This window comes from Kitasatospora sp. NPDC091335 (assembly GCF_044757205.1).
Lineage (GTDB): Bacteria > Actinomycetota > Actinomycetes > Streptomycetales > Streptomycetaceae > Kitasatospora.
In genome coordinates this window covers 421,083-438,824 of the sequence record NZ_JBIVUM010000002.1, presented here as the reverse complement: position 1 = coordinate 438,824, position 17,742 = coordinate 421,083, and the positions used below count along the sequence as shown (strand labels likewise).

The window sequence follows — 17,742 nt, the reverse complement described above, 5'->3', positions numbered from 1 at the left end:
TGTGTGGTGGCCGCCGTGGCGCTGCTCGGCGGCTCGGGACGGAAAGACCGACGACAACGGAGGTAATGACATGGCGCAGAGTCAGTTCATGCTCTGCTGGGTGGTGGTGCTGTGCCTGGCGGCCGTCATGGCGTGGCGCGCGGTGCAGGAACAGCTGCCGGGCGGGCGGCGCTCCAGGCTGGTGCCGGCGGGCATCGGGCCTCCGCTGCGGGGGCCGGATCCGGAGGCCGTGGCGAGGCGCCGGGAACGGCTGCGGGGGCGGCTTCCGGAGTTCCTGGCACCCGAACTGCTGCTCCTGCCGGTCGGATTGGCCGCCGGTCAGGCCGCCAACTCGCCGGTGCCGCCGCTCGCGGCCGTGCTGGCCGTCCTGCCGCTGCGCGGGTGGCGGCTGCGGCGGCGCCTGACGGCGGAGGCCAGGCACAGAGCCGCGGCCGTGGTGGAGCTCTGCGCCGGGCTGGCGGGGGAGCTGCGCGGCGGGGTGACGCCGGAGCAGGCACTGCACCTGGTCACCGCGCGGCTCGCCGCCGACCCGGAGGGGCTGCGCCGGCTCGGTGAGGAACCGGTCGCCCGGCTCGCGGCGGGCCGCTACGGCGGGGACGTGCCCGCCGCGCTGCACCTGCTGGCCGAACTGCCGGGCGGCAGTGGGGCCGCGGCCATCGCGGCCTGCTGGCGAGTGGCCGCGGACAGCGGGGCGGGGCTGGCCGCCGCGCTGGAGCGGGTCGCGGAGGCGCTGCGCGGCGAGCGGGCGCTGGTGGAGGAGATCGCCGGGGAACTCGCCGGGCCCCGTACGACGATCGCCGTCCTGGCCGCGCTGCCGGGCATCGGACTGCTCCTCGGCGCGGCGCTCGGGGCGCGTCCGCTGAACGTCCTGCTGCACACGTCGGCCGGGCTGGGCTGCCTCGCGGCAGGGGCGGTCCTGGAGGGACTGGGCGTGCTCTGGACGGCGCGCATCGTCCGGACGGCGGCCCACGGGGGGCTGGAGGCGTCCCCGGGGCGGAGTGGGCGGCGTCGGGCGCCCGGCCGTGCGTCGCCTGCCTTGCGGCCGAGCGAGTGGAACTGCGGGCTTTCGCGGGTGCGTTCCCGGACGCTCGGTGCGGGTGCGGGTGCGGGTGCGGGTGCGGGTGCGGGGGTGAGGTGATGGGAGGCGGCGAGTGGGTGGCGGTCACCTTCCCGGTGGTTGCGGCCGCCGCTGCGTGGACGGCGGCACGTGGCCGGGCGAGGCGGCGTCGGACGCTTGCCTGGGGCAGGGGCGGAACGAGCGCAGATGGGCGAACAGGGCCGGCCGCCCCGGGTGTTGTGAGGCGACGGCGAGTGGTGACGGCGGTCGTCGCCGGGGCCGCGGCGACGGTGTTGCTCGGCGGTGGCACCGGCCTGGTCGTCGGAGTGCTGCTGGCGGTGGGCGTCCACCGGTGGTCCGCCCGGGGGCGGTCACCGGTGGACCGGCGGGCGGCCCGCGAGGAGGAGTTGCTGACCAGGCAACTCCCCCTGGGGGCTGAACTGTTGGCGGCCTGCCTCGGTTCGGCGGCGCTGCCCTCGGAGGCCGTGGCGGCGGTGGGCCGGAGCGTCGGCGCGCCGCTGGGGCCCCGGCTGGTGGTGATCGGGGCCGAACTGGCCCTGGGTGCACCGCCGGAGCTGTGCTGGAGCCGACTGGGGCGGCGACACCCGTCGCTGGAGCCGCTGGCGCGCTGTCTGGAACGGACCAGCCTCGGTGGCGTCCCCGCCGCGGGCGCGCTGGTCGGGCTGGCCCAAGGGCAGCGCACGGCGGCCGCCCGTGCGGCCCATGCCCGGGTCCGCCGGGCCGCGGTGCTCGCCACCGCGCCGCTGGGGCTCTGCTTCCTCCCGGCCTTCGTCCTGATCGGCGTGGTGCCGGTGGTCATCGGCCTCACCAGCCGTTTCGCCCAAGTGATGTGAACGGAGGCCGGTTTCGGCGGGACGGCCGCTCGCCGAACGCGGCTCGCCGCCGGCAGGGGATCTCAAGCGCCACATCAGACGGCACGTCAGACGACACATGTCAGACGGCACATCGAACGAACAGGAGAGATTCATGACCGCAACGATCGCGATCAGGACCGGTACCGGGCGTCCGCTCCGCCCGTCGGCGGTGGCCCGTCGTCGGAAGAGCCGCCGACGGGCCGGCCGGGTACGCCGGTTGGCTCGGCTGAGGGGCCGCTCGGATGCCGGGATGACCACGGCCGAGTACGCCGTCGGGACCTTGGGCGCGTGTGCCCTCGCAGCCACGCTGTACAAGGTGGTGACCAGCGAGGCCATCACGGGCGCGCTGACCGACATGCTGGTGCGGGCGCTCCATGCGACCTAGCCGGCCGGTGGAGCGCGGTGCCGGTCGGGCGTGGTCACTGCGCCCCGGGCGGCGCGGTGACGCGGGATACGTCACGGCGGAGACGGCGGTGGCGCTGCCCGCGCTCGTCCTGCTCGCGGCGATGCTGATCTGGGGCGTGCTCGCGGCGGCCGCACAGATCCGCTGCGTGGACGCCGCCCGGGTCGGCGCCAGGGCGGCCGCACGCGGGGAGGCCGACGCCGTGGAACTCGCCCGTGCGGCGGCCCCGCCGGGTGCGGAGGTCCGGGTGGCGCTGGCGGCCGACACGGTGCGGGTGGACGTGGACGCGCCCTGCGCGGGGCCGGGCCGGCTCGGCGGGCTGCTGGCCGTACGCCTCAGTGCGGCCGCCGTGGCGGCGCGGGAGGACGTCCTGGTGGCGACCGCGGCCGGAGGTGGTGGCCCATGGCCGTCCTGACCGGGGTGCGGGAAGCGGCGGCGCGGGTGGCGCGCACCCGTGCGGCCCGCGCGGTCGCGGTGGGCGGGCGAGGGCCGGACGCCGGCTCGGCGACGGTCTGGCTGCTCGCCCTGGCGATGCTGGGCACGGCGGTGTTCGCCGCGACGCTCGCGGTCGGCTCGGTGGTCGCCGCCCGGCACCGGGCCGAGTCGGCCGCCGACCTCGCGGCCCTCGCCGGGGCGGACCGGTTGCTGCTGGACCCGGACGGCGGCTGCGCCCGGGCTGCCGGGATCGCCGCCGCACAGGGTGCCGGGCTGCTGTCCTGCGCGGTGGACCGGTCGGCGGACGCGGTCGAGGTGGTGGCCGAGGTCGGGGTCCGCGGGCTTCCGGCGCGCCTACCGGTCGGCCCGGCGCGGGCGAGGGCCAGGGCCGGTCCGGTACGGGCCCCGGTCACCGACCCCGAGGACGTCCCGGCTGCCTGGCGGGGTGGCGACCCGCCGGGCGACGGGCCGGGCGGTGTCCAGGACAGGGCACGGAACGGCGAGCCGAGCAGAGAGGCAGTGGCCTCATGAACCGACCGGCGCTCCACCGTCCGGCTCCGGGGCCGCCCCCGGCCCCTCAGGTCCGCCAGGCCCGTCAGGCCCGTACGAGCGGCCCGGCTCGTCCGGCCCGTCCGTGGCCTCGGGCGCGCCGGCCAGCAGGACGTCCAGGAGCCGGACGGCCGCGGCCTTGTCCAGTGGGTCGTTCCCGTTGCCGCACTTGGGTGACTGGACGCAGGACGGGCAGCCGCGCTCGCACTCGCAGGAGGCGATCGCCGTCCGGGTGGCCGTCAGCCACTGGACCGCCCGCTGGAAGCCGCGCTCGGCGAAGCCGGCCCCGCCCGGGTGGCCGTCGTAGACGAAGACGGTCGGCAGCCCGGTGTCCGGGTGCAGCGGGACGGAGACGCCGCCGATGTCCCACCGGTCGCAGGTGGCGAACAGCGGCAGCAGGCCGATCGAGGCGTGCTCGGCGGCGTGGGCGGCGCCGGGCAGCTGGTCGGGCGGGATGTCCGCGTCGAGCAGCTGGTCCTCGGTGACGGTCCACCAGACCGCGCGGGTGCGCAGCGTGCGGGGCGGCAGGTCGAGCTTGGTCTCGCCCATGATCTCCCCGGTGGAGATCCGCTTGCGGAGGTAGCCGACCACCTGGTTGACCACCTCCACCGAGCCGAAGCTGAGCCGGCCCTCGCCCCAGTCCACGGTGGTGTCGGTGTCGAGGACGGAGATGGAGGTGATGTCACGGGCGGCCGTGGTGTACGGCGGGTCGGCCGGTTCGACCAGGGCGACGGAGTTCTCCAGGTCGAACTCCCGGACCAGGTAGGTGCGGCCCTGGTGCAGGTGGACGGCTCCGGTGTGGACGGTGGTGTGCGCGGCCGCGGCGTCCACCGTGCCCAGCAGCCGACCGGTGTCGGCCTCGACGATCTGGACCGGGTCACCGCCGCTGCCGCGCAGGTCCACCGCGTCGGCCGCCCGTTCGCGACGGGTCCAGTACCAGGAGCCGTCGCTGCGCCGGCGCAGCAGGCCCCGCCGCTCCAGGACCGGCAGCAGTGGCGCGGTGGAGGGCCCGAAGAGTTCCAGATCGTCCTCGGTGAGGGGGAGTTCGGCGGCGGCCGCGCACAGGTGCGGGGCGAGCACGTGCGGGTTGTCGGGGTCGAGCACGGTGGCCTCGACGGGGGCCGCGAACAGCGCCTCCGGATGGTGCACCAGGTAGGTGTCCAGCGGGTCGTCCCGGGCGATCAGGACGGCCAGCGCGCCCTGGGCCTCCCGGCCGGCCCGGCCCGCCTGCTGCCAGAGCGAGGCCCGGGTGCCGGGGTAGCCGGCCATCAGGACGGCGTCGAGGCCGGAGATGTCGACGCCGAGTTCGAGAGCGGAGGTGGAAGCGAGGCCGAGCAGTCGGCCGGAGTGCAAGTCGCGCTCCAGGGCCCGGCGTTCGTCGGCGAGGTAGCCGCCGCGGTAGGCGGCCACCCGTCCGGCGAGCGGGCGGCCGAGCTGGTCCTGGGTCTGGAGCGCGACGAGCTCGGCGGCACGGCGGGAGCGGACGAAGACCACCGTGCGGGTCTCCCGCTCGACCAGGTCGGTCAGCAGGTGCGCGGCCTCGGCGGTCGCGGTACGGCGCACGGGCGCGCCGTGCTCGCCGACGTTCTCGGTCAGCGGCGGCTCCCAGAGGCCGAAGACCATCGGTCCGCGCGGCGAGGCGTCCTCGGTGACGGCCACGGCGGGCAGGCCGGTCAGGCGCCGGGCGGTCGCGGCCGGGTCGGCGGTGGTCGCGGAGGCCAGCAGGAAGGCGGGTGACGAACCGTAACGGGCGCAGACGCGGCGCAGCCGTCGCAGCACCTGGGCGACGTGCGAGCCGAACACGCCCCGGTAGCTGTGGCACTCGTCGACGACCACGTAGCGCAGTGCCTTCAGGAAGGAGGACCAACGGGCGTGGCCGGGCAGGATGCCCCGGTGCAGCATGTCCGGGTTGGTGAGCACGTAGGAGGCGTACTGGCGGACCCACTCGCGCTCCTCGGGCGGGGTGTCCCCGTCGTACAGGGCGGCGCGGACCCGCGGCGGGGCGAGTTCGGCGGCCCGACGGCGCTGGTCGGCGGCGAGTGCCTTGGTCGGGGCCAGGTAGAGCGCGGTGGCGCCGCGGCCGTTGCGGGCCTCGGTGCCGTCCAGCAGATCGCTGAGCACCGGGGCCAGGTAACCCAGCGACTTGCCCGAGGCGGTGCCTGTGGCGATCACCACAGTCTGGCCGCTTTTGGCCAGGTTCATCGCTTCTGCCTGGTGCGCCCACGGCTGTTCCACACCGGCGCTGAGCGCCGCGGCCACGACCTCGGGCCGGATCGAGTCGGGCCACGGTGAATAACGTGCAGGTCGGGCGGGAAGGTGCTCCGTATGGGTGAGCCGGTCGGACCGCCCCCGGCTGGTGGCCAGGGTCGTGAGCAGTGCCTCGGGCGGGCTGTGTCGGGGCGGCATGGGGACCCAGTGTGTCACCGGCGTGACGGAGAATCGTCGTAAGCCATCGTGCGGGCATGGTCGCAGGTGGTTGAATGTGGCGGTGACGGCCGTATGGCCGTGGGTCGCAGCGCTGAGGCTTGCCACGCGTTGGCTGGGCGCGCCCGGGCTCGCGACCATGCGGTGGCGGCCGTCCGGCCGAGGATCGCACATGACGTAGCAAGGCAAGGTGCTGGAGGTTCCGTGGACCTGTCCCTGTCGACCCGTTCAGTCGGCGATCGTACGGTCGTCGAGGTTGGCGGCGAGATCGATGTGTACACCGCCCCGAAGCTGCGGGAGCAGCTGGTCGAGCTCGTCAACGACGGCAAGTACCACCTCGTCGTCGACATGGAAGGCGTTGACTTCCTCGACTCGACCGGCCTGGGTGTGCTGGTGGGCGGTCTGAAGCGGGTGCGCGCTCACGAGGGCTCGCTGCGCCTCGTCTGCAACCAGGAGCGCATCCTGAAGATCTTCCGCATCACCGGCCTGACCAAGGTCTTCCCGATTCACACTTCGGTGGACGACGCGGTCGCCGCGACCGACTGACGCGGCCGGGCCGGCCCGCGCGGTCGGCCCTGCCCGTTCCTCGCGTTCCGGGTGCCCGGGCCCGTGTGGCCCGGTGCTTCCCCGGGCGCATCAGGGCCGGTTCCGCCGGCCCGCAGGGGCCGGACCTCCGGCCCCGGTCGGAGCACCCCGAGGGGGAGAGATGGCAACCGTCGAACTTCGATTCAGCGCGCTTCCCGAGCACGTGCGGACGGCCCGGTTGGTCGCCGCGGCCGTCGCCAGACGGGCCGGGGTCGACGAGTCGGTGCTCGACGAGGTACGGCTCGCGGTCGGCGAGGCGTGCTCCCGTGCGGTCGGACTGCACCAGCGCGGTGGCATCGGCGGCACGGTCCGGGTCGCGCTGACCGACCAGGAGAAGCGTTTCCTCATCGAGGTCGAGGACGAGGCCGGCCCTGCCGCCGTCCCGGCCTCAGGCGCCGCCGAGGGCGGCGAGCCGGACGAGGACACCCTGGGCCTCGCCGTGATCACCGGCCTGGTCGAGGACCTGGAGGTCACCAACGGCGCCGACGGTGGCCTGATCCGGATGAGTTGGCCGGTTTCGGTCGCCTCCGTCGCGGTCTGAGACGCCGCTTCCACTTCCACGCACGATCGGGGGCAGGGAGTCCTGCCCCCGATCGTGCACGGGCGCATTGTTGATGCCGGCTTGTCGGCCCAGGCCCTTCGCCGCTTCCGGCGCGAGCGGTCCGACTGCCGAACAGGGCTGATTGCCGGCCGGACCGCCCGCCGATCGACCCCTCGTCGTCACAGGCGGGCGGGCACGCGGCTCCGCATCCTGCGGCCGGTCGGCCGGCCCACGGCCTGGCTATGGCCAAGCCGCCGAGCCGGGGCGGCAGTGACGCAGCACGGCGGCGGGACGGCCGGCGGGTCAGCTGTGAGGGGGCGGACGGCGGAGGCGGGAAGCGGGGAACGGGCACCGGCCGTGTAGGTTCGACGACCGATGACGACCGAAACCGAAAGGCCTCTCCCGGTGAACAAGCGACTGCTGGCCGTACCCGCCCTCGGCGTGCTGCTCGCGTTCGGTGCCGTCGGCTGCGGCGGCGACGACAACAGCAAGCAGCTGGAGTCCTGGGCGTCGACCGTCTGCGGCGCGGCCAAGGACCCGATCGCCCAGGCGCAGACCGCGCTCGCCGACACCGGCCAGGTGAAGACCGGCGAGGCTCCTGCCGACCTCCAGAAGCGGCTCTCCACGGACATCGGGCGGCTGGCCAAGACCAACCAGGACATAGCCTCCGCCATCGACGGGGCCGGGGCGCCCAAGGTGAAGGACGGCGCGACCCTCCAGAAGGACACCGTCGACGAGCTGAAGAAGGCGGCCGACGGCTACGTGGAGGTCCAGAAGAAGCTGGACGCGCTGCCCAACAACGATCAGGCGAAGTTCGCCGACGGGCTGCGCAGCGTCGCCGACCAGGTGCAGCAGCTGGCCTCGCTCTCCACCCAGGCGCAGAGCAAGCTCCAGCACGGTGACCTCGGCGCGGCGATGGCCAAGCAGGAGGGCTGCAAGCCGTCCCCGACCACCGCCCCGACCACGGCCCCGACCGGTGGCGCGACCAGCGCCCCGGCTGCCGGCGCCACCGACACCCCGGGCGCCCCGGCCTCCACACCCGCGCCCGGCGCGACCGACGGCGCGACCACCGCGCCGGCCGCCCCGCCCGCCACTCCGGAGAGCCCCGCGCCCAGCACGAGCTGAGCCGGGCGGAACGCACGAATCCGGGCGGACCGCGCGCGATCCCCGTGAGCCCGTCCCAGACGCCGCCGCCGGCCAAGACCGGTGGCGGCGCCTGGGCCGGGCCGCGCGTTGTCCGGGAAGGCCTGCCTCGGCCGGGAAGGCCCGTGAGGTACCCCGACAAGCCCTCGTCGAAGCCCTCGTCGAAGCCGTCGCCGAATGACTCGGCGCCCGCGCCCGGACGGCGCGTGGAGACGTCCGGGGGCGCGCGGGGTGGTGAAGGCTTCCGTCCGGTGAGTGCGGGGCGCAGCGGCGGCCGGGGGCCGGTCGGCGGGGGACAATGGCGGGGTGATCAGTAGCCCCGTTCTCGACCCGACCCGCCTCGCCAAGTTCCGTGAGGCGCTGCTCGCCGCCTCGTTCACCGCCGACGGGTGCCTGGACCTGCTCGGGCCCACCGGCTATTCGGCGCTGGCCCGCAGCGAGGCGGTCCCGGCCCTGCGGGCGACCCGCGGTGGCAGCCCGCTGGAGACGCTGGTGCGGCTGTTCCTGCTCCAGCAGCCGGTCCCGTACCGGGCGGCCGCCGCCGCGCTGCCGGTGGAGGACTGCCTGGCGGACGGCTGGCTGCGTTCCGACGGCGATCTGGTGCGCGCCACCGTCGACGTCCGGCCGTACGCCAACGAGGTGGCCGGGATGCCCAGTTCGGATGCCTGGGTGGTCTCCGACCTGGGCTGCGCGGTGGGTGGCGCGGGTGGCATCGGCTCGGGCGAGACCGCGCACGGGGTGGCCCGCAAGGACCTGGTGCTGGGCGTCGGCGGTGCCTCCACCACGCTGGCCAACATCACCGTGCGCCGTCCCGTCCGGGCCGCGCTGGACCTCGGTTCGGGCTCCGGAGTGCAGGCGCTGCACGCGGCTCGGCACGCCGGGTCCGTCACCGCCACCGACCTCAACCCGCGCGCGCTGCGTTTCAGCGAGCTGACGGTGGCGCTGTCCGGTTTCGACAACGTCGAGGCGTCCGCCGGAAGTCTCTTCGAGCCGGTCGGGGAGCGGAAGTTCGACCTGATCGTCTCCAACCCGCCGTTCGTCATCTCGCCGACCGGCCGCTTCACCTACCGCGACGGCGGCATGGCCGGTGACGACCTGTGCCGCAGCCTGGTCCGTTCGGCCGCCGACCACCTGGAGCCCGGCGGCTACTGCCAGTTGCTCGCCAACTGGCAGCACGTCAGGGGCGAGGACTGGCACGAGCGGCTGGCCGGCTGGGTCGCGGGCACCGGGCTGGACGCCTGGATCGTCCAGCGCGAGGTCCAGGACGTGGCCCAGTACGCGGAGTTGTGGCTGCGCGACGGCGGTGACCACCGCGGCCCCGGCGGCGACTACCAGGCCCGGTACGGCGAGTGGCTGGACGCCTTCGAGACGGGCCGGGTCGAGGGCATCGGCATGGGCTGGATCACCCTGCGGGCGAGTGGCGCCGAGCATCCGACCGTCCGGGTGGAGGAGTGGCCGCACCCGGTGGAGCAGCCGCTCGGCCCGCACATCGAGGCCTGGTTCGACCGGCAGGACTTCCTGCGTTCGAACGACGACGCGGGCCTGCTCGCGGCCCGTTACGTGCTGGCCGACGAGGTGGTCCAGGAGCAGCTCGGCGCGCCGGGGGCGGAGGACCCGGAGCACGTGGTCCTGCGCCACAACCGCGGCATGCGGCGGGCCACCAAGGTGGACACGGTGGGCGCGGGCTTCGTCGGGGTCTGCGACGGGACGCTGTCGGCGGGCGAGATCGTGGACGCCATCGCCCAACTGCTCGGCGAGGACCGGGTGGTCCTGCGGGACCGGGTGCCGGAGTCGCTGCGGCTGCTGACCGAGCAGGGGTTCATCGAGCCGGTCCGCTGAGAGCCGGTCCGCTGAGAGCCGGTCCGCTGAGAGTCGGCCTGCCGAGAACCGGCCAACCGAAGGCTGGCCAACCGCGAACCGGCCAACCGAAGGCCGGCCAACCGCGAACCGGCCAACCGAAGGCCGGCCAACCGAGAACCGGCCAGCCGAAAGCCGGCCGACCGCGAACCAGGCCGGCCCCGGCGGCCCTGGTTCATTCGCCCGTACCCCCTGATTCGTCCCACCGCCGCCGGGCGGCCGCCTCCCGTTGGCCCTCCGCTGTGAAGCTCTGTCCACAGGCTGTGGACAGAGCTGAGGAGCCGGGGGCCAGGGGTGGACACGACGACGGCGATGGTGGGCGGGCTGGTGCTCGCCCTCTTCGGTGGCGTGCTGCTGCTCTGGTGCGCCGCCGAAGTGCGCCTGCGCCTGCGAGTGCGCCGCCGCGGACTGTCGGCGGTGGCCACCGTCATCGCCGAGGACGACGTGCACGGTCGGCTGGACAGCGCGCCGCTGCTCTCCTTCTCCGTGCCGCCCGCGGTGGGCGGCACCGGCGCGTGCGGGATCGCGGGCCTCGTGGTCGCCCGCCCGCGCGGACACACCCCGCTGCGCCGTCCGGATCGTTTCGCGCCCGGCGCCTCGGTGCGGATCTGTTACGACCCCCAGCGCCCGAGCCGGGTGGTGCTGGCGGCCGGGGAGATCAGCCGGGCGGCCCTCGTCGACCTGCTGTGGAGCGTCCTGGGCGCCGGCTGTCTGGCGGCGGGCGCCGGCCTCCTGGCCGCGGCCGGCGGCTGAGCCCCACGACCCACGGCGACGTGCCGTCGGCGGAAATCGCGCCATCCTGTGCCCGCCCGTCGAATTTCCGTTGACAGATCTCGAAATCCGTCATTCCATCCTCCGGAACCTGTCGAAGGCCCCCCTCCGCGGGGCACGAACCTCCGTCATCGGGTTACCGTTCGAGTGGCGTCGGTGAGCCCGGCAAGTGAAAAAGCGGGATCCGTCCGTTTGACAAGGGTGGCCGGGGTACGGTCACACTCCGCTGGTGGGGGTGTCGTGCCGCGACAGCCCTGGGACGGTGGAGGGGTCGGGCGGAGCGCAGCCCGTGCTGCCGGCGCCGACCAGCCACATAAGGACCGGGAGAGAAGAGCGAAGGTGTCCCCGAGCAGCGAGACCGCGCACGGACAGCGACTCGTCATTGTCGAGTCGCCGGCCAAGGCGAAGACGATCAAGGGCTACCTGGGCCCCGGCTACATCGTCGAGGCGAGCGTCGGGCACATCCGCGACCTGCCCAGCACCGCGGCCGAGGTGCCGGAGAAGTACACGGGCGAGGTGCGCCGTCTCGGGGTCGACGTCGACCACGACTTCGCGCCCATCTACGTGGTCAACGCGGACAAGAAGTCTCAGGTCAGCAAGCTGAAGTCGCTGCTCGCGGAGTCCGACGAGCTCTTCCTCGCCACCGATGAGGACCGCGAGGGCGAGGCCATCGCGTGGCACCTCCAGCAGGTGCTCAAGCCCAAGGTGCCGGTGCACCGGATGGTGTTCCACGAGATCACCAAGTCGGCGATCCAGGAGGCCGTGGCCAACCCGCGCGAGCTCAACCAGCGCCTGGTCGACGCCCAGGAGACCCGCCGGATCCTCGACCGCCTCTACGGCTTCGAGGTCTCGCCGGTGCTGTGGAAGAAGGTCATGCCGAAGCTGTCGGCGGGCCGTGTGCAGTCCGTCGCCACCCGCCTGGTGGTCGAGCGCGAGCGCGAGCGGATGGCCTTCCGCACCGCCTCGTACTGGGACCTGGTCGGTACCTTCGGCACCGGCAGGACCGCGGCCGACGCCGCCAGCCCGGAGACCTTCGGCGCCCGGCTGTTCTCCGTCGACGGCAAGCGGATCGCCAGCGGCCGTGACTTCGGCTCCGACGGCCGCCTGAAGGCGGGCAGCGCCAACACCCTGCACCTGGACGAGCAGGCGGTCCGTCAGCTGGCCGCCGCCCTGGAGCAGACGGCGTTCGGCGTCCGCAGCGTCGAGTCCAAGCCCTACCGCCGCTCGCCGTACGCGCCGTTCCGCACCACCACGCTCCAGCAGGAGGCCAGCCGCAAGCTGGGCTTCGGCGCCAAGCGGACCATGCAGGTGGCTCAGAAGCTGTACGAGAACGGCTTCATCACCTATATGCGTACCGACTCCACCACCCTGTCGGACACCGCGATCACCGCCGCCCGGGCCCAGGTCACCCAGCTGTACGGCGCCGACTACCTGCCGGCCGCCCCGCGCACCTACGCGAGCAAGGTCAAGAACGCGCAGGAGGCGCACGAGGCCGTCCGCCCGTCCGGCGACCGCTTCCGCACTCCCGCCGAGACCGGTCTGACCGGCGACGACTTCAAGCTGTACGAGCTGATCTGGATGCGCACCGTCGCCTCCCAGATGAAGGACGCGGTCGGCCAGTCCGTCACCGTCAAGGTCGGCGGCGCCTCCGCCGACGGCCGGGACGTGGAGTTCTCGGCCTCCGGCAAGATCATCACCTTCCACGGCTTCCTCAAGGCCTACGTCGAGGGCGCCGACGACCCGAACGCGGAGCTCGACGACCGCGAGCGCCGGCTGCCGCAGGTCGCCCAGGGCGACCCGCTGGCCGCCGAGCGGATCACCCCGGAGGGCCACGCCACCAAGCCGCCGGCCCGCTACACCGAGGCCTCGCTGGTCAAGGAGCTGGAGGACCGGGAGATCGGCCGCCCCTCCACCTACGCGTCGATCATCGACACGATCATCCAGCGCCGCTACGTATTCAAGAAGGGGACGGCGCTCGTCCCGTCCTTCCTCTCCTTCGCCGTGGTCAACCTGCTGGAGAAGCACTTCGGCCGGCTGGTCGACTACGACTTCACCGCCAAGATGGAGGACGACCTCGACCGGATCGCCGCCGGTGAGGCGAAGTCCGTGCCGTGGCTGAAGCGCTTCTACTTCGGCGAGGGCGAGGGCCACGTCGCGGGCGGCGCCGCCGAGGCCGGCAACGGCGACGGCGACCACCTGGGCGGTCTGAAGGAACTGGTCACCGACCTCGGCGCGATCGACGCCCGGGAGATCAGCTCGTTCAAGGTCAGCGACGACATCACCCTGCGGGTCGGCCGCTACGGCCCGTACGTCGAGCGCGCCTCGACCGTCGAGGGCGAGCCCGGCCAGCGTGCCGACATCCCGGACGAGCTGCCGCCGGACGAGCTGACCGTCGAGCTGGCGGAGGAGCTGCTGGCCAAGCCCAGCGGTGACTTCGAACTCGGCCCCGACCCGGTCAGCGGCAACATGCTGGTCGCCAAGGACGGCCGCTACGGCCCGTACGTGACCGAGATCCTGCCCGAGGGCACGCCGAAGACCGGCAAGAACGCGGTCAAGCCGCGTACCGCCTCGCTGTTCAAGACCATGTCGCTGGACACCGTCACGCTGGAGGACGCGCTGCGGCTGCTCTCGCTGCCGCGGGTGGTCGGCGCCGACGCCGAGGGCGCGGAGATCACCGCGCAGAACGGCCGCTACGGCCCGTACCTCAAGCGGGGCACCGACTCCCGTTCGCTCACCAGCGAGGACCAGCTCTTCACGATCACCCTCGACGAGGCGCTGGCGATCTACGCCCAGCCCAAGCAGCGCGGCCGGGCCGCCGCCGCCCCGCCGCTCAAGGAGCTGGGCAACGACCCGGTCAGCGAGCGTCCCGTGGTGGTCAAGGACGGCCGCTTCGGCCCGTACGTGACGGACGGCGAGACCAACGCCACACTGCGCAAGGACGACGAGGTCGAGACGATCACGCCGGAGCGCGGCTACGAGCTGCTCGCCGAGAAGCGGGCGCGTGGACCGGTGAAGAAGCTGGCGAAGAAGGCCCCGGCGAAGAAGGCCGCGGCCAAGAAGACCACCACCAAGACCGCGGCGACCAAGACCGCGGCCGCGAAGAAGACCGCGGCCAAGAAGACCACCACCAAGACGGCGGCGGCCAAGAAGACGGCGGCCAAGAAGACGGCGGCCAAGAAGACGGCGGCCAAGAAGACCGCCGCGAGCAAGACGACGGCGCCCGACGAGGGCTGATCCCCGGTCATCGCCGACGGGCCCGCGTCCCCGATCCCCGGGGGCGCGGGCCCGAAGTCCGTCGGGGGTGTGCGGGGAACGTCACAACCCGGTGATGAGCGCGATCCGGAAGCCCGTTCGCCTCAATCCGGCCAACCCCAGCCCGCTACGCTGACCGTATGACGAGCGAGGAGCAGCCCACCCCCAGCGCCGCCCCGGCCGCCAGAGCCCGGGCGTCCGACCTGCCCGAGGTCTCGCCCGCCGGCACGCCGGCGGACCGGGCCAGGGCGCTGCTGCGGACACGCCCCTACCGGCGCCTGTGGACCACCCAGCTGATCGGCGGCACCGCCGACCGGCTCGGCCTGCTGGTGCTGCTCGCGCTCACCGTGATCGCCGCCGCGCAGGACGACCGGTTCGGCAGCCTGCCGCGCAGCCTCGCCTTCGCCCTCGCCGCGGTCCTCGCCGTCCGGGTGCTGGCCACCGGGCTGGTCGGGGTCGCGCTGCTCGGCCCGGTGCACCAACTGGTCGCCGGCCGGCTGGACCGGCGCTGGACGCTGTTCGGGGCCGACGTGCTGCGCGCCCTGCTGATCGGCCTCGCGCCCTGGTGGAGCGTCTGGCTGGGTTCCGCGGCGAAGCCCTCGGGGGCCGCCACCTACGCCCTGCTCGCCACCGTGTTCGTGACCGGCGCCGCCGAACGGGTCTGGGAGATCACCAAGACGGCCGCCGTTCCCGGCCTGCTGCCGTCGGCCGATCCGTACCTGCCGACCGCCGAGCAGCGTCCCGCCGCCGCCAACCTGGAGAGCGTCCGGGGCATCGACCGCTTCACCGGCTGGGTGACCGTGCCGCTCGGCGCCGTCGGCCTGGTGGTCCTCACCCTGCTCAACAACATCGGCGCGGCGCTCGGCTCCGACTGGCTGCGCTCTCACCAGCTCACCTTCGCGGCGCTCGGCGCGGCCGGGCTGTTCGCCGCCTCGGCGGTCCGCGGCTACTTCCAGCAGCTGCCCGGCGGGCCGGTGAAGGTCGCCCCGGTCTCGCCGCTCCAGGGCCTGCGCGCCCCGACCGACGCCGCCCCCGGCCCCGCGCTGAGCAAGGGCCGTACGGGCAGCGCCCCGTACTTCACCTTCGCCGTCGCGGCCGGCTACGCCGCGATGGCGGGCGTCGCCGCGCTCGCGCTGCTCACCGCCGCCGAGCACCGCGCCGGGCCGATCGGCTTCGGCCTGCTGGTGCTCGCCGCCGCCGGGGCGCCCGCCCTGGGCGCCAGGCTCACCAGGGCCACGCTGCCCTCGCTGTCCCGCCGCCGGCTGCTCGCGCTGGCGTTGCTCACCCAGGGCGTCGCGCTGATCCTGGCCGGGCTGGTGCTGGACTTCGTGCTGGTCCTGCTGCTCACCGTGCTGGCCGCGCTGGCCGCCGGGATCGTGGTCTCGGCCGGGCGTACCCTGCTCGCCCAGGAGGTCGAGGAGGCCCGGCTGCCGAAGGTCACCGAGCACCTGTTCGCGGTGCTGCGGGTCGTGGTCGCCGCCGCGCTGGTCGCCGTCCCGCTGATCGCCGCCGGGTACGGGGACGTCGAGTACGGCACCGTCGAGCCCGGTTCCTTCACGTTCATCCACGGCGGTGCGGCCCTGGCCGTGGCCACCGCAGGACTGCTCACGCTGGTGCTCGCCGCCGTCGTGCTGCTGCGCACCGACGACCGGCGCGGCACCTCGCCGTTCGTCCGGGACCTGGTCGACGCGGTGCGCGGCCCGGGCGGCCCGGTGCCGCACCGCGGCACGGGCACCGGCTTCTTCATCGCCCTGGAGGGCGGCGACGGCGCCGGCAAGTCCACCCAGGCCCAGGCGCTCGCCGAGTGGATCCGCGGCAAGGGGCACGAGGTGGTGCTCACCCGCGAGCCCGGCGGCAGCCCGGTCGGCCAGCGGCTGCGCGGCCTGGTCCTGGACGTCGGCAACACCGGCCTGTCGCACCGGGCCGAGGCACTGATCTACGCCGCCGACCGTGCCGAGCACGTCGAGAACGTCATCCGTCCCGCCCTCGCCCGCGGCGCCGTGGTGATCACCGACCGGTACATGGACTCCTCCGTCGCCTACCAGGGCGCCGGGCGCGACCTGGCCGCGACCGAGGTCGCCCGGATCTCCCGCTGGGCCACCGGCGGACTGCTGCCCGACCTGACCGTCGTCCTGGACGTCGACCCGACCAGGGCCCGGGAGCGCTTCACCGAGGCGCTGGACCGGCTGGAGTCCGAGCCGACCGAGTTCCACCAGCGGGTCCGGGCGGGCTTCCTCGCCCTCGCCGCCGCGGACCCGGAGCGCTACCTGGTCGTGGACGGCAGCCAGGCCCCCGGCTTCGTCACCACCGCCATCCGGCACCGGCTCGACCGCGAGCTGCCGCTCTCCGAGCAGGAGCGGGCCGCCCGCGCCGAGCAGGAGCGGCTGGCCAGGGAGGAGGCCGAGCGCCGCGCCGCCGAAGCGGCCCGCAAGAAGGCCGAGGAGGAGGCCGCCGAGCGCAAGCGGCAGGAGGTGCTCGCGCAGCTGCGGGCCGAGCAGGCGGAGAAGGAGCGGCTGGCCGAGGAGGAGGCTGAGCGGGCCGCCGCCGAGGCCCGGCGCAAGGCCGAGGAGGAGGCGCGCCGCCGGGCGGAGGAGGAGGCCAGGCGCCGCGCCGAGGAAGAAGCCAAGCTCCGCGCGGCGGAGGAGGCCAGGCTGGCGGCGGAGGCCGCGGAGCGCAAGCGGATCGCGGCGGAGGCGGCCGCTCAGGCGGAGCTCCAGCGGCAGCGTGAGCTGGCCCGCGAGGAGCAGCGCCGCCGGGCGGAGGAGGCTCTCCAGCGGGCCGAGGAGGCGCGGCTGGCGCAGGCCGCCGCGCTCGCGGCCGCGGCTGCCGCCGCGGAGACGGCGGAGGGCCGGGCCGAGGGGCGGCCGGGGCCGGATTCGGATTCCGGCTCGGGCTCGGGTGCCAGGGCGGCTGCGGGAGATGCCGTGACCACGGAGCTGCGGGCGATCCGGGATGTTCCGGAGGACGCTTCGCAGGATTCCTCGCGGGGTTCCTCGCAGGGGGCGCCGCAGGGCTCGGCGCAGGCCGCGTCGGGCGGGCTCGGGGACGAGGCGACGCGCGAGCTGTCGCCGCGGGACCGGCAGGCCGCGGTCCGGGCGGCGGAGGCCGTCGAGGCGCGCAAGGCCGCCGAGGCGCGCCGGGCCGCGGGCGGGGCGTTCGGTGGGGCGTCCGGTGGGGTGTCCGCTGGGGTGGACGAGACCGCCAAGCTGCCTGTGGTGCCGGCTTCGGCGGTGGACGAGACGGCCGTGCTGCCGAGGATTCCGGCGGAGGCCGACCGGACCGAGGTGCTGCTGCGGATCGAGCCGGGTCGTTCCGAGGGACGCCCCGAGGGCCGTTCCGAGGGCCGTCCCGGTGGTCGGCCGGCCCAGGGGCCGCGGCGGACGGAGCCGGTGGACGGCACCCGCGAGCTGCCGGTGGTCGGCGCGGAGCCGGCTGCCGCCCCGCAGCCGAAGCCGCAGTCGGGCGCCGAGCGGCCGAGGCCGGACTGGGCCGAGGAGACGCCGCTGGACGACCTGCCGAGCCTCACCGACACCCTGCTCGGCTCGCACGACGAGTGGTCGCGCTGGGAGCGTGGCGGCCCGGGCCAGGAGGGCCCGTACGCCGGCCCGCAGCCCGGTGCGGAGCGGCCCGAGGGCCGTGACGGGGGAGACCAGGGCAAGGACGACGGCAAGGGCAAGGGCCGTCGCTGGGGCCGTAGGGGCTGAGCCGCAGGGGCTGATCGGACACGTGTGCGCGGCGCCGTCGGGGCAGGTCCCCGGCGGCGCCGTGGCGTTCCGTCGGGCGGTGGTCGGGCGGTGGTCGGGGGAGCAGTCGGGCAGCGGGCCGCCACCCGCGGGGCCGGCCTTCCCGT

Annotated in this window: 13 protein-coding genes; 12 read left to right on the top strand and 1 reads right to left on the bottom strand. The window is 74.7% G+C overall.

The window, feature by feature from the left end:
• Window positions 1–70: 70 nt before the first annotated feature.
• From ACIQOW_RS06855 to ACIQOW_RS06835, 5 genes are all read left to right on the top strand, one after another.
• Window positions 71–1,138 (top strand): type II secretion system F family protein, encoded by a 1,068-nt coding sequence (locus ACIQOW_RS06855; protein WP_401080494.1) that lies wholly within the window; start codon window positions 71–73, stop codon window positions 1,136–1,138.
• A gap of 173 nt (window positions 1,139–1,311) precedes the next feature.
• Window positions 1,312–1,911 carry a type II secretion protein F gene (locus ACIQOW_RS06850; RefSeq protein WP_401080492.1) on the top strand — a complete coding sequence of 200 codons (600 nt, stop codon included), beginning with the start codon at window positions 1,312–1,314 and terminating at the stop codon, window positions 1,909–1,911.
• A gap of 133 nt (window positions 1,912–2,044) precedes the next feature.
• The gene (locus tag ACIQOW_RS06845; RefSeq protein WP_401080490.1) at window positions 2,045–2,317 is read left to right on the top strand and encodes a DUF4244 domain-containing protein; all 273 of its coding nucleotides are present in this window, start codon (window positions 2,045–2,047) and stop codon (window positions 2,315–2,317) included.
• The gene (locus tag ACIQOW_RS06840) at window positions 2,307–2,750 is read left to right on the top strand and encodes a TadE family type IV pilus minor pilin (RefSeq protein ID WP_401080487.1); all 444 of its coding nucleotides are present in this window, start codon (window positions 2,307–2,309) and stop codon (window positions 2,748–2,750) included. Before ACIQOW_RS06845 ends, ACIQOW_RS06840 begins: the two co-directional genes overlap by 11 nt.
• A complete protein-coding gene (locus ACIQOW_RS06835; protein WP_401080485.1) occupies window positions 2,738–3,301 on the top strand; it encodes an Rv3654c family TadE-like protein in 564 nt (187 codons plus the stop codon). Before ACIQOW_RS06840 ends, ACIQOW_RS06835 begins: the two co-directional genes overlap by 13 nt.
• On the opposite strand, the gene ACIQOW_RS06830 is transcribed toward ACIQOW_RS06835, so the two are convergent.
• Window positions 3,296–5,725, bottom strand: a complete 2,430-nt coding sequence (locus ACIQOW_RS06830) for a DEAD/DEAH box helicase (RefSeq protein ID WP_401080483.1) — start codon at window positions 5,723–5,725, stop codon at window positions 3,296–3,298. The genes ACIQOW_RS06835 and ACIQOW_RS06830 overlap by 6 nt on opposite strands.
• 222 nt (window positions 5,726–5,947) lie before the next feature.
• Here ACIQOW_RS06830 and bldG point away from each other — a divergent pair, with 222 nt between their 5' ends.
• From bldG to tmk, 7 genes are all read left to right on the top strand, one after another.
• Window positions 5,948–6,289, top strand: coding sequence for an anti-sigma factor antagonist BldG (gene bldG / locus ACIQOW_RS06825; protein WP_188301204.1), 342 nt, complete (start codon window positions 5,948–5,950; stop codon window positions 6,287–6,289).
• A 160-nt stretch (window positions 6,290–6,449) separates the two neighbouring features.
• The gene (locus tag ACIQOW_RS06820) at window positions 6,450–6,869 is read left to right on the top strand and encodes an ATP-binding protein (protein WP_401080480.1); all 420 of its coding nucleotides are present in this window, start codon (window positions 6,450–6,452) and stop codon (window positions 6,867–6,869) included.
• A gap of 405 nt (window positions 6,870–7,274) precedes the next feature.
• Entirely contained in the window at window positions 7,275–7,994 is a 720-nt protein-coding gene (locus tag ACIQOW_RS06815; protein WP_401080478.1) for a hypothetical protein, read from the top strand.
• Between the two features lie 324 nt (window positions 7,995–8,318).
• Window positions 8,319–9,851 carry a methyltransferase gene (locus tag ACIQOW_RS06810; protein WP_401080476.1) on the top strand — a complete coding sequence of 511 codons (1,533 nt, stop codon included), beginning with the start codon at window positions 8,319–8,321 and terminating at the stop codon, window positions 9,849–9,851.
• Between the two features lie 312 nt (window positions 9,852–10,163).
• Window positions 10,164–10,622, top strand: coding sequence for a DUF3592 domain-containing protein (locus tag ACIQOW_RS06805; protein ID WP_401080474.1), 459 nt, complete (start codon window positions 10,164–10,166; stop codon window positions 10,620–10,622).
• Window positions 10,623–10,979: 357 nt separating this feature from the next.
• Window positions 10,980–13,874 (top strand): type I DNA topoisomerase, encoded by a 2,895-nt coding sequence (topA, locus tag ACIQOW_RS06800; RefSeq protein WP_401080472.1) that lies wholly within the window; start codon window positions 10,980–10,982, stop codon window positions 13,872–13,874.
• 158 nt (window positions 13,875–14,032) lie between these two features.
• A complete protein-coding gene (gene tmk / locus ACIQOW_RS06795) occupies window positions 14,033–17,596 on the top strand; it encodes a dTMP kinase (protein ID WP_401080470.1) in 3,564 nt (1,187 codons plus the stop codon).
• The last annotated feature ends 146 nt before the right edge of the window (window positions 17,597–17,742 follow it).